14 protein-coding genes and 1 tRNA gene are annotated in these 13,988 nt (G+C 59.9%); 8 read left to right on the top strand and 7 right to left on the bottom strand.

Annotation, left to right across the window (positions count from 1 at the left end; all coding sequences use genetic code 11):
* Positions 1 to 178: 178 nt before the first annotated feature.
* The 3 genes from DXH95_RS15645 to hisS all read right to left on the bottom strand — a co-directional run bounded on the left by DXH95_RS15645 (position 179) and on the right by hisS (position 3,266).
* Positions 179 to 820, bottom strand: a complete 642-nt coding sequence (locus tag DXH95_RS15645) for a glutathione S-transferase family protein (RefSeq protein ID WP_115550485.1) — start codon at positions 818 to 820, stop codon at positions 179 to 181.
* 149 nt (positions 821 to 969) lie between these two features.
* Positions 970 to 2,049 carry a peptide chain release factor 1 gene (gene prfA, locus DXH95_RS15640; RefSeq protein ID WP_115550484.1) on the bottom strand — a complete coding sequence of 360 codons (1,080 nt, stop codon included), beginning with the start codon at positions 2,047 to 2,049 and terminating at the stop codon, positions 970 to 972.
* The gene (gene hisS / locus DXH95_RS15635) at positions 2,046 to 3,266 is read right to left on the bottom strand and encodes a histidine--tRNA ligase (protein ID WP_115550483.1); all 1,221 of its coding nucleotides are present in this window, start codon (positions 3,264 to 3,266) and stop codon (positions 2,046 to 2,048) included. Before hisS ends, prfA begins: the two co-directional genes overlap by 4 nt.
* Positions 3,267 to 3,382: 116 nt before the next feature.
* On the opposite strand from hisS, the gene ppa reads away from it, so the two are divergent.
* From ppa to DXH95_RS15605, 6 genes are all read left to right on the top strand, one after another.
* Positions 3,383 to 3,919, top strand: a complete 537-nt coding sequence (gene ppa, locus DXH95_RS15630) for an inorganic diphosphatase (protein ID WP_115550482.1) — start codon at positions 3,383 to 3,385, stop codon at positions 3,917 to 3,919.
* The gene (locus DXH95_RS15625) at positions 3,916 to 4,227 is read left to right on the top strand and encodes a hypothetical protein (RefSeq protein WP_115550481.1); all 312 of its coding nucleotides are present in this window, start codon (positions 3,916 to 3,918) and stop codon (positions 4,225 to 4,227) included. Before ppa ends, DXH95_RS15625 begins: the two co-directional genes overlap by 4 nt.
* A gap of 158 nt (positions 4,228 to 4,385) precedes the next feature.
* A complete protein-coding gene (locus tag DXH95_RS15620) occupies positions 4,386 to 5,042 on the top strand; it encodes an energy transducer TonB (RefSeq protein WP_115550480.1) in 657 nt (218 codons plus the stop codon).
* Between the two features lie 79 nt (positions 5,043 to 5,121).
* Positions 5,122 to 5,538 carry a hypothetical protein gene (locus tag DXH95_RS15615; protein ID WP_115550479.1) on the top strand — a complete coding sequence of 139 codons (417 nt, stop codon included), beginning with the start codon at positions 5,122 to 5,124 and terminating at the stop codon, positions 5,536 to 5,538.
* Positions 5,535 to 6,533, top strand: coding sequence for a bifunctional diaminohydroxyphosphoribosylaminopyrimidine deaminase/5-amino-6-(5-phosphoribosylamino)uracil reductase RibD (gene ribD / locus DXH95_RS15610; protein WP_115550478.1), 999 nt, complete (start codon positions 5,535 to 5,537; stop codon positions 6,531 to 6,533). The genes DXH95_RS15615 and ribD overlap by 4 nt, the downstream gene beginning before the upstream one ends.
* A complete protein-coding gene (locus tag DXH95_RS15605) occupies positions 6,518 to 7,126 on the top strand; it encodes a riboflavin synthase (protein WP_115550477.1) in 609 nt (202 codons plus the stop codon). Before ribD ends, DXH95_RS15605 begins: the two co-directional genes overlap by 16 nt.
* A gap of 59 nt (positions 7,127 to 7,185) precedes the next feature.
* Here the strand turns inward: DXH95_RS15605 and DXH95_RS15600 are convergent, their stop codons facing one another.
* Positions 7,186 to 7,935: an EipA family protein gene (locus tag DXH95_RS15600; RefSeq protein WP_115550476.1), complete on the bottom strand. Its 750-nt coding sequence runs from the start codon at positions 7,933 to 7,935 to the stop codon at positions 7,186 to 7,188.
* 172 nt (positions 7,936 to 8,107) lie between these two features.
* Between DXH95_RS15600 and DXH95_RS15595 the strand changes: the two genes are divergently transcribed.
* Both DXH95_RS15595 and DXH95_RS15590 read left to right on the top strand, forming a co-directional pair.
* A tRNA-Ser gene (locus DXH95_RS15595) sits at positions 8,108 to 8,200 on the top strand.
* Between the two features lie 126 nt (positions 8,201 to 8,326).
* The gene (locus DXH95_RS15590) at positions 8,327 to 9,502 is read left to right on the top strand and encodes a transglutaminase-like cysteine peptidase (RefSeq protein WP_115550475.1); all 1,176 of its coding nucleotides are present in this window, start codon (positions 8,327 to 8,329) and stop codon (positions 9,500 to 9,502) included.
* Here the strand turns inward: DXH95_RS15590 and DXH95_RS15585 are convergent.
* The 3 genes from DXH95_RS15585 to DXH95_RS15575 are packed head-to-tail and all read right to left on the bottom strand — an operon-like array spanning position 9,444 to position 13,965.
* Positions 9,444 to 10,709 (bottom strand): HlyD family type I secretion periplasmic adaptor subunit, encoded by a 1,266-nt coding sequence (locus DXH95_RS15585; RefSeq protein WP_115550474.1) that lies wholly within the window; start codon positions 10,707 to 10,709, stop codon positions 9,444 to 9,446. The genes DXH95_RS15590 and DXH95_RS15585 overlap by 59 nt on opposite strands.
* Entirely contained in the window at positions 10,706 to 11,806 is a 1,101-nt protein-coding gene (locus DXH95_RS15580; protein WP_115550473.1) for a cell wall hydrolase, read from the bottom strand. Before DXH95_RS15580 ends, DXH95_RS15585 begins: the two co-directional genes overlap by 4 nt.
* Positions 11,803 to 13,965, bottom strand: coding sequence for a type I secretion system permease/ATPase (locus tag DXH95_RS15575; protein WP_239016695.1), 2,163 nt, complete (start codon positions 13,963 to 13,965; stop codon positions 11,803 to 11,805). The genes DXH95_RS15580 and DXH95_RS15575 overlap by 4 nt, the downstream gene beginning before the upstream one ends.
* Between the last annotated feature and the right edge of the window lie 23 nt (positions 13,966 to 13,988).

Below are 13,988 nucleotides of genomic sequence, written 5' to 3'. Positions count from 1 at the left end.
GGCCAAAATGTTAACGACGTGAAAACCATCTAACGCATTGTATTTTATGGGTCGCTTGAAATTGGCACGGGTGCTGCATCAGGATAGATGTTCAACACCCACACGCCATGGACGGGTTGGTCGCTTATCTGGTCTCGCACCAACCCGTCCCGGCATTTCCTGAAATCGCTATTTGAGCCTAGTCGGCCAATCCGTGCTTGGGATCGGCGCTGGCAATCGCGGATGGCATCACGGCGATCTTGTCACGCCACGCCTTCAGATGCGCCGCATCCTCAGGGATCGGCTGCCCCACCATCGCGCCGAATTCGACCCAGCAGAACAGTGATATGTCGGCAAGGCTGAAGCTGTCCCCCGCGACAAATGGCTGCCGCGCAAGCAGCGCATCCGCCTGCCGCATACCATCCTGCGCATAGGCCTTGTTGCCCGGTGCGGCTTCGGGAACGCATAGCATCCGGTTTTCGAACATCGGCAGACCTTCTGCACTGCGGAAGCCGTTCATCATCGGGCTACCGATGCTGTAATCGATATGGCGGATTGCGGAACGGACGGCGGCGCGCGCTTCTGGTGTCGTACCAACCAACGGGTTTTCCGGAAAGCGCTCATCGAGATAGTCGCAAATCACCGTCGCTTCGGAAATCAGGCTGCCATCATCGAGTTCGAGGACGGGAATACCGCCGCGCGGATGCTTTTTCAGCCACTCGCCCTGCCGGTTTTCACCTGCACGAATATCGACAAAGGCACGGTCAATCTTGAGGCCTTTTTCGGAAAGGTAGAAGAGGACAACACGGGGGTTGGGGCCAACTGACTGGTATAATTTCATCGTCGCACTCTCCTCTTGCGAATTAAAATCTGAATTAGGATGGCATTACACAAAACCGTAGTGCTGAGCCTGTCGAAGCACGCCTCGCCGAGAAGCGCCCTTCGACAGGCTCAGGGCTACGGTGATGTTTAACCGTGGTGCCATCATAACTATCCGGCGTCCATCCCCGCCAGTCGCGCAGACTGGTCTTCGGATATCAACGCGTCAACCATCTCGGCGAGCCCCGCGCCTTCCAATATTTCGGGAAGCTTGTGCAGCGTCAGGTTGATGCGGTGGTCGGTGACACGACCTTGCGGGAAATTATAGGTGCGGATGCGCTCGCTGCGGTCGCCGCTGCCGACCATCGCCTTGCGCGCCTCGGCTTCGGCCCCCTGCGCTTCCTCGCGTTCCTTTTCGTAGATGCGGGCGCGCAGCACTTGCATCGCCTTTTCCTTGTTCTTGTGCTGGCTGCGGCCATCCTGGCAGGTGACGACGATGCCGGTCGGCGCGTGGGTGATACGCACCGCGCTATCAGTGGTGTTCACATGCTGCCCGCCCGCGCCCGAGGCGCGATAGACATCGATCTTCAGGTCCTTGTCCTCGATATGGACATCGACCTCGGTCGGTTCAGGTAGCACCGCAACGGTCGCCGCGCTGGTATGGATGCGGCCGCCGCTTTCGGTCACCGGCACACGCTGCACCCGGTGGACACCGCTTTCGAATTTCAGTTTAGCAAAAACGCCCGCGCCCGAAACCGCGGCGACAATTTCCTTGAACCCGCCAACGTCGGATGCGCTCATCGAAATCGGTTCGACCTTCCAGCCCTGAAGCCCTGCATAGCGTTCATACATGCGGTAGAGATCGCCCGCGAACAGCGCTGCCTCATCTCCGCCCGTGCCTGCGCGGATTTCGAGCATCGCCGAACGCTGGTCGGCGACATCGCGCGGGAGGAGGAGGATGGCCAATTCATGCTCTCCCGCCTCGATCCGCTCGCGCACGCCATCGATTTCCTCGGCAGCCATGGCTTTGAGGTCAGCATCGTCGCCCGAAAGCATTTCCTCCAGCCCCGCCAATTCGTCGCGAAGCCCGCGCAGCGCGGCGGCGGCCTTGGCGACCGGCTCGAGCTCCGAATATTCCTTCGACGCCTGCACAAACGCATCGCCCTCCAGCGTGCCAGAGGCCATCCGCGCCTCAAGCTCGGCAAAGCGCGCCTCGATCTGCGCGATGCGTTGGGGGGAGATGGTGGTCATGCAAGCGTACTGAGAACCTCGAGAAGGCGGGAATTTTCGCCTTCACTCGAAATCCCATAATAGCCGTTTTCATCTACACGCAAGATTGCGAACGGGTTGTGCTTGACTGCCTTGTCATAGCGTTTCTTCGGTGAACCGGTCGCGATCATATCCGTAGAAATTCCAGCCGAGCGCAACTGTTTCAACAACGAGATTGCATGCGGCATACCGAGGTCATTCTCGAGTACAATCATAGCCTCAAGCTGGAACCATACTGGCGTGTCAATCAACATCGCCAGTCGCTCAATCCCCGCAGCCCAACCGACTGCAGGCGTGGGCGGGCCACCCAAATTCTCGATGAGCCCATCATAGCGTCCGCCGCCGAGCACTGTGCCTTGTGCGCCCAGCCGGTCGGTGGTGAATTCGAACGCGGTGTGGCGATAATAATCGAGGCCGCGCACCAGCTTTGCGTTGCGCGTCCAGGCAACGCCTGCGGCATCCAATCCAGCCGTCACCGCACCGAAAAAGTCCTGCGCCTCGCCGCTCAAAAACTCGTCAATCTTCGGCGCGGCATGGGCGACGCCGCGATCGTCGGGGTCTTTGCTGTCGAGGATGCGCAGCGGGTTTTTCTCCAGCCGCGACAGGCTGTCTTCTGACAAAACATCCTTGTGATCGTTGAAATAGGTGATCAACGCCGCGCGCCAGGCATCGCGGCTTGCCGCATCGCCGAGCGTATTCAATTCCAGCGTGACGCCTTCCTTGATGCCCAGTTCGTGCAGCAGCTGGTCGGCCATCACCAGCAGTTCGACATCCGCCGCCGGTTCCGCCGCACCGATGATTTCGGCGTCGATCTGGTGAAACTGGCGATAGCGGCCCTTTTGCGGGCGTTCATAGCGGAACAGGGGCCCATGCGCGGTTACCTTCATCGGTGCATGCTGCTGCCAGCCATTGGTCAGGTAGGCGCGCGCAATGCCTGCGGTAAATTCGGGACGCAGCGTGATTGAATCGCCGCCGCGATCCTCGAAGGTGTACATCTCCTTCGAAACGACATCGGTCGCCTCACCCAGTGAACGGGCAAAAACCGCAGTCGGCTCGATCACCGGAAGTTGCAGCCCTTTGAACCCATAAAGCCGCCGCACACGCTCAAAGGTCGAAACGACATGCACGAACCGCTCCTCGGTTTCGCCATACATATCCTGTGTGCCGCGCACGGGCTGGGGGGTCTGAATCTTTGCCATGATGCGCGGCTCCCTAGCGGGTTTTATGATATGGGGGAATAGGCCGCTATTCAGCCTTCCGTAAGCCGCAATATTCGACTAGGGGCCGCGCCAAACAACCATAAAGGCCTACTCCCATGCGTATCGACCTCATCCCCGCCGGCGACAATCCGCCCGAAAGCCTCAACGTCCTGATCGAAGTGCCCATTGGCGGCGAGCCGGTGAAATATGAATTCGACAAGGCTTCGGGCGCGCTGTTCGTTGACCGCTTCCTCCACACTCCGATGCGCTATCCGGCCAATTACGGTTTCGTGCCGCACACGCTGGGCGAGGATGGTGATCCACTCGATGCGCTGGTTGTCGCGCGTTCGCCGATTGTTGCGGGCGCCGTGGTCAAATGCCGCCCGGTCGGCGTGCTGTTGATGGAAGACGACAAGGGCGGCGATGAAAAGCTGCTGTGCGTGCCCGTGAACACCACCTTCCCTTATTATGCCGACGTCGTGACCTATAAGGATATGCCGCCGATCGTGCTGCAACAGATCGAGCATTTCTTCACGCACTATAAGGATCTGGAACCCGGCAAATGGGCCAAACTCAATGGCTGGGGCGATGTCGATGACGCCAAGCGCATCATCATCGAATGCGTCGAGCGCGCGAAGGAACATGGCGTATGAAGGCCGCCTTGCTCGTTCCCGTGGTGGCATTGGCCCTTGCAGGGTGCGCCACGCCGGAAACGCGTATCCGCACGGCATTGACCGATGCCGGGCTCTCCAAGCCGATAGCAGGCTGCATGGCCGACCGCATGGTGGACCGGCTGTCGCTGTTTCAGCTCAACAAGTTGAATGGCCTCAAAAAGCTGCAAGGTAAGAAGGCCAGCCAGATCACCATCGAGGAATTCGTCAAGCGCACCAAGGCGCTGCAGGATCCCGAGATTTTGGGCGTGGTGAGTTCGTCGGGCGTGATTTGCGCGATCAAGAGCTAGCGTTTCCATAAAGCTTTGGCTCACGCCTTGACGCTACGTCATCCTCTTGACACAGCAATGTTATGTTGTATCATTAACTCGCGACTATCGGCCCGGATTGGCTGATTCGCATTCGCTCCGGGCCGGTAGTTGCACAGCTACAGGAGAGAGGAGCTGAAATGAGCTACGCAACCGAAAACAAACGCGCAAACCCAGCGAGCATGGCGCTCGCCATCGGGGTCAATGGCAGCATCATCTTGGCGGTCGCGCTGTCGCCGGTGATTGTCGAAGAGTTCAAGCGTGATCCATTTGAGGGCCGGAGCATCCCGATCGAACCACTTCCGCCACCGGTGGACGAGAAAAAACCGGATACGGATACCCAACCGATTAAGGACGACGTCTACGTGCCTCCGCGCGAGACCGATACGATGACGGATAGCAGCAACGATATCACCACGAGCGACACCAGAACCGAAACCACCACTGTTGTTGATGGCAAGGGCGGCGGTGAAGTGCGGTTCCAGGACCCCATCGTCGAACCGCCGCCACCGCTGTTTCGCGCAGCAACCCGGGATCCGCGCTTCACCCGTGATTTCCAGCCCGACTATCCGTCCGGACTGCTGCAAAAGGAAATCGAGGGCTCAGCATCAATCCGCGTGCTGATCGGCACCGATGGCCGCGTGCGCGATGCGCAGGTCGTCAGCGCCAGCCATCCCGATTTCGGCAAGGCTGCGGTGAAGCAGGCGCTGCGGGCGTGGCGGTTCAAACCCGCCACACGCGGCGACGTCGCGGTTGAGGATTGGCAGACATTGAGTGTGCGCTTCACGATTAATTGATGTCGGTAACCTCCCCTCCCGCACGCGGGAGGGGCACTCCCTACTGGAATTCCGCCTCCGCAATCCCTACACAGGCCGCATGAGTTTCTTTCAGGATGCATCGGTAAAGGGCGGCATAGCCGATCTGTTCGGCTATATGCGCGAGCAGCGGGGCGGGCGGCTGTTGATCTTGCTACTTGCTTGTGTGCCGACCGCGACGATCATTACGATGTTCTATTTCGACGCGAAGGACAAGGCGACCCCGCCGCCGCCGACCGTCACCTATTTCGAAAGCTGGCCCGCCGACCGCTCGGTCGAGGAAAGCCTCGCCGCAATCCGAGAATATCAAAAGAAAAAGGATGCGATGCGCGCGCGCGAACGTGAAGCCTATAAGGCGCTGGGCAGTGCCGTCGGCATGGATGTCGAGAAACTCGATGCCGAGGCCCAGAAAGATGACGCCGAGCGCCGCGCCAAGTCGGAAGCCGAAATCGCCGCGCGCGTAGGGGCATCGAAATAGCCGTCGTAGCCAAAGTTTCTGGCGAAGACCGGCGCTGGCTTTCCGCCGCGATTGCGCTTGCCGAACGCGGCAAGGGGCTAACGGGTAACAACCCCTCGGTAGGCTGTATCATCGTCAAGGATGGCATTGTTGTCGGACGCGGCTGGACCCAGCCTGGTGGCCGCCCCCATGCCGAGGCAGTGGCGCTGGAGCTGGCCGGAAGCGCTGCGGCAGGTGCGACAATCTTTGTCAGCCTGGAACCTTGTGCGCATGAAAGCGCGCGTGGGCCTGCCTGTACCGACAGCCTGATTACTGCCAAGCCCGCCCGCGTCGTCGGCGCGCTGACCGACCCTGATCCCCGCACCGCAGGCAAGGGTTTCGACCGGCTGGAAGCTGGGGGTATCATCGTCGAACGCGATGCAATGGCGGCGGAAGCGCTCGCAGGCCTTGCCGGTTTCGTCACCCGTATCACCAAAGGCCGCCCACATGTTACACTAAAGCTGGCGACCTCACTCGACGGCTGCATCGCGATGGCGGATGGCAGCAGCCGCTGGATTACCGGCGATGCCGCGCGCGCGCACGCCCATCTCGAACGCGCACGCTGCGACGCGATCCTGGTCGGCGCAGGCACGGTTCGCGCCGATACGCCCAAACTCGATGTGCGCCTGCCCGGCCTCGAAGTGCGCAGCCCCCGCCGCATCATGCTCGGCAGCGGTATGGCGCCTGAGGGGTGGGAAGCCATCCGCACGCCGCAAGATGTCGCCTCGCTCGATTGCAACAGACTGATCGTCGAAGGCGGCGCACAAACCGCAAGTGCCTTCCTGCGCGCCGGGCTGGTTGACCGGTTGATGCTCTATCGGGCACCAATCCTGATAGGTGGTGGCAAGCCGTGCCTTGGCGACATAGACCTCACCGATCTGACCGAGGCGCATGGCAAATGGCGACTTGCAGATACGCGGATGCTTGGCAACGACCGGTTTGAAGTCTACGAGGCCTTCCCATGTTTACAGGCATAGTCACCGACATCGGAACCATCACCACCGCCGAGCAACGCGGCGACCTGCGGCTTGTCATCAGTTGCGGCTATGACATGGGCGGCGTTGATCTGGGCGCGTCAATTGCCTGTTCGGGATGCTGTCTGACCGTCGTTGACAAGGGCGCAGACTGGTTCGCGGTCGACGCCTCTGCAGAAACCGTCAGCAAAACCGCCAGCGGCATGTGGACACAAGGCCGCCGCCTCAACCTTGAACGCGCATTGAAGGTGGGCGACGAACTGGGCGGGCATATCGTCACCGGCCATGTCGACGGCGTCGGCGAAGTGTTGTCTGTCGAACCCGTTGGCGATTCGCATAAGGTAACGATTGCCGCTCCAGCCGCGCTCGCACCTTACATCGCCGAGAAAGGTTCGATCACAGTCGACGGCGTCTCGCTGACGGTCAACAGCGTGATCGACGCGAGCGACGGCCGTGCGCATTTCACCCTCAACATCATCCCGCACACCTGGGATGTGACCACGCTGGCAGAGCTGGCAGCCGGGCGGGTCGTGAATCTCGAGATCGACGTCCTAGCGCGCTATCTGAAGCGCATGGAGGAAGTCCGCGCTAAATAAAAAAAAGGGCGTCCCGAAGGACGCCCATTTGCCCTTTATGGTGCGACCCAAGGGCTTTTCTAGAACGGCAGCCAGCGCTGCTTCTTGGAAAACTTCATGTAGCCGACATTGGCCCCGAGCCGCAGCCCGGCACCAACGCGGATCGGGATGAGCACAATATCGCCACGGCGCAGATAGCTCGCGTTGAACCCGCCTACCAGATAGGCAACGCCCTCGCCCGAGGGGAAGCGGCGGTACAGATCTTCGGTATCGTAGAGATTATAGACCAGCACAAAGGTGCTGCCCGCATTGGCACCCGCGTCGAAACCAATCGAAGGGCCAGTCCAGTAAACCGGTTTCTCGCCCTCAACCTTATGGTGCAGCGTGCCCGAGCCATAACGCAGACCCACAACCAGCGCGCCACCACCCTCGCGGCCGACAATATAGCCGTTGGGCCTGCCCTGCTTTTTGAGGATATCCTCCATCAGCTTGCCGAGCCCCTCGGCGCCCTTTCCGAAGACGCCTTCAGCAGCGCCGATAAGGTCATCTTCCTGATAGGTCGACGGATCGCCTGCGGGCATAACGGCGGCGGGTGTCGTCGTGCTTTCCATTCCCGGGGCAACCGTCGTGTCGCCTTCAATCGGCGGATCGGTAGGAATATCAGCGGCAGATGGCGGTTCAACTTTAGGAGGCGTGCCTAGGTCTGCGTCGATGGCATCATTGGGATCGACGGTCTGGATTTGCGCACTGACAGGCATCGCCGTCAGCGACAGCGCAACAAAAACAAGCGCCAGACGGCTCCCGAATTTTTGTAGGGACAGGCCGGTCATAAGTCGCAATCCTCCATATTCACGTGAAAGGCTAACGGCCCGCTTAGGACGCACACAATGAACGGGCGATGAGTCGAGTCGCTTTCGCGCCCAAGTGAGTCAAATTTCACGTTGTAATAGGCATTGCAGCCTTGAAAACCCCTCGCTATAGGCGCTCAACGCCAATCGCGCAGGAGACGTGGGTGAGTGGCTGAAACCAACGGTTTGCTAAACCGTCGTACTGGTAAATCCGGTACCGAGGGTTCGAATCCCTCCGTCTCCGCCATTTATTCTTGAACACGAATTCCCCTGATCTGACCGAGTCGAGACTGTCAGGGCAGCGATAATGGTTATTTCGCGTTAACCAGAGCGCGAAACCGGAATTAGGGGTTTTGCTGTCAGATGAGGTGCCATGTCGCAATGGCTTCGCACCTCAAAGACACGCATGTGGCGAACCCGCTGGCTCGGTGGGCTGGCCGGTGCAGCGCTGTTGTCGACGCCGGCATTGGCTGAAACGGCTGTACCGGAAGAGGCGAAATCGGACGCAGAGCCGGCTGAGGTGGTGGCACAGGCCACGCCGGTCGTCACCGCCGTTGCAGCACCTGTTGCGACGCAAAATTGTGCACCGGTGCGATTGGCCTCGATAAACCGAATCGCACCGGCAGCAGCACCGGCGAGTTACAGCAAATCGGCCGCCATCTTGGGCGGAGGATTGAGCAGTCTCGACCGGATTCGTTTGGCCCAGTCGGGGGCAGCATCTGCAGGACCCCTGGCGATGCCGTCGGTTGCGACACAATCGACGCTGGCCGAATTGGCACCCTTAACACCGCAGCCTGCAGAATTTGCGCCGGTGGAAGGGCCGGTGGAAAATTGCGTGCAACCACCCGCTATGGCTCTGAACCGGCCAAATATCAGCGATGATCGCATGATCCTTGGCAGCCTGCGTCTTGCTATCCACCGCACGCCCTTTGACCAGCAATGGAGCAAGGTCAGTCGTGCCGGGTCAGCACGGGGGTTGCAGCGCTATCTGCCGCGTACAGGAGCCAGCGCGAGCGACACGCCGCGCCAGCAGGTTGAGGCGATCAACAGCTGGGTGAACGGCCAGATCGGCTATACCGACGACATAATGCTGTACCGCCAGAATGATTTCTGGGCGTCGTCGCGCGAGACCTTGCGCCGCCGCAAGGGCGATTGCGAAGATTTTGCCATCCTCAAAATGGACATGCTCGCCGCCATGGGGGTCGACCGTGACCGGATGATCCTGGTCGTGGCGCGCGACCTGGTGCGCAATGCGGACCATGCGGTGCTTGTGGTGCAGTTGGAGGATGGCCCTGTCATCCTCGACAATTCGACCGACAGGCTGCTCGATGGCCGTCTGGCGCATGATTACCGGCCGATCATGTCCTTTGCCAATAATGGCAAATGGCTGCACGGCTATGCCATGGCTGCGGCAGAACCCCCGGCTCCCGCCAAGACGCCCGCTCTTGCAGCGATAGAAGGACCGGCACCGATCGTGTCGATTGCCGCGATCAGCGTTCTGTCAATGCCTGCGACCGCGCTTTCAATACCGGTTTCAATAGGTAACTGAGGACGGATTTTCGTCCGGTCATCACCTCTACATCGCAGATCATGCCCGGAGTGATGGGCAACCGCTTCTTGCCGACAGCAAGATAGGAGCGGTCGGTTTCGATGACGACGGTGAAATAGGCTTGCCGTTCCACCTCGTCATAGATGCTATCAGCGGAGACTTGTGCGACCCGTCCGCTGAGCCCGCCATAGATCGAGAAATCATAGGCAGTAACTTTTACGTTGGCGCGATCGCCAACCTTGATGAATGCAATATCGCTTGGCGAAATCCGCGCCTCGATCAGCAGCTTGTCGCCCATGGGTACGACCTGCATGATTTTTTCGCCCGGATTGACGAAGCCGCCGATCGTGTTGACCTGAACGTCATTTACCACACCGTTGACCGGCGAACGGATTTCCGAACGGTCGACGCGCCCTTGCGCACCCCGGATAGTTTGCTGGTTGACGGCAATCTTGGTGTTGATCTGGCTGCGTTCATTCAGGGCATCCTGCGCAAATTGCAGCCGGGCTTCGGAAACCTGCGCCTGCGCTTCGCGGATCCCCGCTGCGGCGCGCGATACGCCCTCCCGGGCGGCCGCCAATCGACCCTGGATATCGACCATTTCGCGTTGTGCAGACATAAGTTCGGTTTGCGGAACGATGTTTTTCTGGGCCAGCGGACGCAGCATTTCCACCTGATCCTGTGCCAGCTTTAGGCTGGACTGCAGCGAATTTACCGTCGCCTGCGCTTCCTGCATGTCGCGGCGGCGTTGCTCAACGGCGGCATTGAGCGCGGCTGTGCGGCTGCCCAGTGCTGACTGCCGAACTTGTTGCAGACGCCGCTCATCCTCACATCCCTGCCCCTGACATTCACCGGCACCAGCGAGGCCGCCTTCGCTTCCCAAGCGCGCAGCGCGCCCGGCAAGGCGTTGATTCTCTTCCTGAAGCTGCCCAAGCTCGGACGAGGATGTGGTATCATCGAGCCGCACCAGCAACTGGCCCTTGCGGACGCTTTGCCCTGAACGAACCAGGATATTGGCGATGGTCGAGGGCTCTGATGCCTGAATCAACTGCACCTTGGAAGACGGGATAACCCGGCCCTGCCCGCGCGCGACTTCGTCAACCTCGGCAAGGCTCGCCCAGATCAGGAAAAGCGAAAGGCCAAGCCCGCTGAAAAAGATAACCCGTTCACCCGCATTCAACCGGCGGTACCATTTGACAATCTTCATGGGGTGGCACCTGCGACGGTTGCGGGCGCGGCTATTGTGCCTTGCGACATTTGTGCCCGTTCATAGGCACCGCGGCTTTCGGTCGGCGACGGAATGGTCAGTTTCCAACCCTTGCTGACATCCATGCGTCCGCCAAGGTCATTCTCGGCCCGACGGTCGGTCGGATCAGGAGGCAGTGCAGCAGGAGCTGTTGCAGCCTCTTCGAGCAGTTCCTCACCATCCATGCCCAGCTTGCCTGCGTTGATATTGGCCAGGCTCGACAGGGCCGGGATGAATTCCTTGCCCGAATAGCCATCGGTAAAGGCCCCTGGGCGACCCCAATTGCCCGGCCAGCGATAGAAGATGTGCGCACCGATCTTGTTGATCTTGGTCAGCTTGGGCGCCCAATAGGGTGACACATAATTGGCGTGATAGTGCGTAGCCATGCCTACCGCCGATGTAACCTTGCCCGAAAGTGCCTGCTGAGCGACATCGCGGGCGACGGCCCAGGCTTTGGGATCCGGCGCACGATAGAGCGATCCGTCGCAGGTGAAGCTGAACTGGCATCCGGGGCGCGAGCTGCCCTGATAAACCACGCCGCAAACCGAATTCGGATAGGCGGGGTGGCGCATGCGGTTGAGGATGACCTGCGCAACGGCATGACGGCCCTCCATCGGCTCAAACCCGGCTTCATAATAGACAGCCTGGGTCAGACAGCGCAGCGCCCGGTCCGCAATCGGAATGGAATCATAGGGCATCACAAAGGGACGCGCAGCTTCAACCGGAAGGGTCGACAGCGGCATCGCCTCGTTGAGCTGCTCGGCTGCCGTGCCCTCTTCGGCAAGTGCCGGCTTGCCTGCCAGCGTTTCGTTGAGCAGCGCCTGCATTTCAGGGGCGAGCTTCTTGGTTTCGCTTCCCTGTCCACTTCCGGTCCATGCGCGTGCCATCTCGCCCATTTCGGCAAAGTCGACGCGCGGAATAATAGTTGCGAACAGCAGACCAAAACCCACCAGCGCCGCAATAACCCACGGCAAGGTCGAGTTCCTGGTGTACACCGGTTCGTGTTCGACACGTTCGACGATAATCAACTCGCCGGTATCAGGAAAATCGTGCATCATGTCGCTGCCCCCTGCGCAGCGGCCTGCGCCATGATTTTTTCACGCGGGCCATCCGCGATAATCCGGCCGCCATCCATGACGATCAGCCTGTCGCACAATGACAGGATCGCCTGCCTGTGTGTTGACACAACAAGGGTCTGATCCGGGTAAAGAGCTGCCCCTAATTTTTCGATAAAGAGCTTTTCGGTAGCGCTGTCCATTGCGCCGGTCGGCTCATCAAGAAAAAGCAGTTTGGACGGATTTGCCAGCGACCGTGCCAGCAACAGGAAGGAACGCTGTCCACCCGAAAGGCTACGACCACGCTCCCCCGCCAGCCGGTCAAAACCGCCAGCATCACGGCCAAGAAATTCGTCCGCTCCGACACGGCGCAATGCCGCAATCAGCTGGGCATCGTCCGCTCTGGGGGCCGCCAGCAGCAGATTATCCTTAATCGAGCCACCGAACAGTTCGGCATCCTGCCCGACGAAGCGCAACTGGCTGCGCAAATCGGCGGGCCGGAACTGGCGATTGTCGAGGCCATCGACCTGGACCGAGCCGCCATCGGGGAAGTACAACCCGCAAAGCACGCGCCCGAGTGTCGATTTGCCCGAAGCAACGCGCCCGATAATGGCTACTTTTTCGCCCGGTTTGATGTTCAGGTTGATTTCAGCGAGAGCCGGCTGAGCCGCACCCGGATAGCTAAAGCTCATATCCTCTACCCGAATCAGCCCTTCGCGAACCTGCGGCACGACGCTTTGGCTACCCGCAGTACGTTCATCGCCGCTCAGCATTAGCTTTTCGATGCTGTCGAGTACGGTCAGTGCCTGGCGTCCGCGCGTTATCAGGAACGCCAATTGGCCAGCAGGGCTCAGCGAGCGACCGGCAAGCATTACAATGGCAATAATCGCGCCCATCGAAATGGTACCCGAATCGAACATGTAGAAGCCGCCGATGACCAAGGCGATGCTGGTAATCTGCTGACACAGGCTGGCGAGCGTAACCGAAATCGCGCTCAGCCGGCGCAAACGCTCCTGAGTCTGCGCGCTCATGCTTGCGACATTGCGCCAGCGACCGACGATGCGGCCTTCTGCGGCACAGGCCTTCAGCGTTTCAGCGCCAGCAATGCTTTCCACCAGCAGCGAATTCTGCAGGCCGGCATCATGCTGTGCGTCGATTGCGGCGGCGGTCATCTTGCGTTGCAACACCATGCCTGCGGCAATCATCGCACCGATAATCACCACAGGGATAACTGCCAGCCAGCCTGCAAGGATCGCAATCATTGCGACGAAGACGATCATGAAGATGAAATCGACCAGCAAGGTGATGGTGGTCGACGCAAAGAAATCGCGGACAATTTCATATTCGGAAACCCGGCGCGACAGGCGACCTGTATCGCCAGCACGTTCCGCAAGGGGGATATTGACGAGCTTTCCGAAGATTTTCTCAGACAGCTTCAGATCGAGTTTCCGCCCCAACTCGTCGAGCAATCCAGCACGCGCCATGCGGAGCGCAAATTCCACGGCAAAGGCCAAGACCACGCCGATGGCAAGCACCCAAAGGCTTGAAATTGCGCGGTTTGGAATGATTCGATCATACACATTCATCGTGAACAACGGCAGGGCGAAAGCCAGCAGATTGATCAGCAACGCGGCCCACAGAACCGGATAAAATTCGCGGCGCAACTTATAGAGTTCAGACCAGAACCAGTGTCCGCGCAGCGCAGCCACTTTGCCGACATCTTCGCCTTGACGCAAATTGGCATTGCCCAATATGTGTACCGCCTGCCCGGCAAATTCCGCCTCGACGGCTTCGGCATCGGTCCAGACCGGTTCCCCATTGCCGGGGGTCCAGAGCAACAACTGATCCTTGTTGCTTTCATAAACAATTGCCGCGCCATCGCGCGTGCGTATCAAGGCGGGCAACTGACGCGATTTGGTCGGCAGCCGTCCCATCGGCAGTGTATCGCATTGCAGTCCGACAAGCTCAGCAGCGATTTCGGCTTGGTGAAACGGCAAGGTGCCGTCGCTGTTAACAGCAAAGCCCTGCAGCAATATTCCGGGATCAGGCAGCTCGAACTCGCGTGCCAACCGGGCGATCGCAGCGATCAGGGGATCGCTGGGGGTCGGCCCGGGCTGGCCCGCAAGCGCTAACGCTTCGGGAGATAATGGTTCGATTTGCACTGCCTGTTCCGGTCTGTTCTAGC

Source organism: Sphingorhabdus pulchriflava, assembly GCF_003367235.1.
Classification (GTDB): Bacteria; Pseudomonadota; Alphaproteobacteria; order Sphingomonadales; family Sphingomonadaceae; genus Sphingorhabdus_B; species Sphingorhabdus_B pulchriflava.
The sequence above is the reverse complement of the archived record's forward strand: the minus strand, read 5'-3'. Positions and strand labels throughout refer to the sequence as shown.

Bases quoted from the DNA above. Each gene is read 5' to 3' on its own strand.
- DXH95_RS15645 (WP_115550485.1), bottom strand. From the start codon at position 820: ATGAAATTATACCAGTCAGTTGGCCCCAACCCCCGTGTTGTCCTCTTC.
- prfA (WP_115550484.1), bottom strand. From the start codon at position 2,049: ATGACCACCATCTCCCCCCAACGCATCGCGCAGATCGAGGCGCGCTTT.
- hisS (WP_115550483.1), bottom strand. From the start codon at position 3,266: ATGGCAAAGATTCAGACCCCCCAGCCCGTGCGCGGCACACAGGATATG.
- ppa (WP_115550482.1), top strand. From the start codon at position 3,383: ATGCGTATCGACCTCATCCCCGCCGGCGACAATCCGCCCGAAAGCCTC.
- DXH95_RS15625 (WP_115550481.1), top strand. From the start codon at position 3,916: ATGAAGGCCGCCTTGCTCGTTCCCGTGGTGGCATTGGCCCTTGCAGGG.
- DXH95_RS15620 (WP_115550480.1), top strand. From the start codon at position 4,386: ATGAGCTACGCAACCGAAAACAAACGCGCAAACCCAGCGAGCATGGCG.
- DXH95_RS15615 (WP_115550479.1), top strand. From the start codon at position 5,122: ATGAGTTTCTTTCAGGATGCATCGGTAAAGGGCGGCATAGCCGATCTG.
- DXH95_RS15605 (WP_115550477.1), top strand. From the start codon at position 6,518: ATGTTTACAGGCATAGTCACCGACATCGGAACCATCACCACCGCCGAG.
- DXH95_RS15600 (WP_115550476.1), bottom strand. From the start codon at position 7,935: ATGACCGGCCTGTCCCTACAAAAATTCGGGAGCCGTCTGGCGCTTGTT.
- DXH95_RS15590 (WP_115550475.1), top strand. From the start codon at position 8,327: ATGTCGCAATGGCTTCGCACCTCAAAGACACGCATGTGGCGAACCCGC.
- DXH95_RS15585 (WP_115550474.1), bottom strand. From the start codon at position 10,709: ATGAAGATTGTCAAATGGTACCGCCGGTTGAATGCGGGTGAACGGGTT.
- DXH95_RS15580 (WP_115550473.1), bottom strand. From the start codon at position 11,806: ATGATGCACGATTTTCCTGATACCGGCGAGTTGATTATCGTCGAACGT.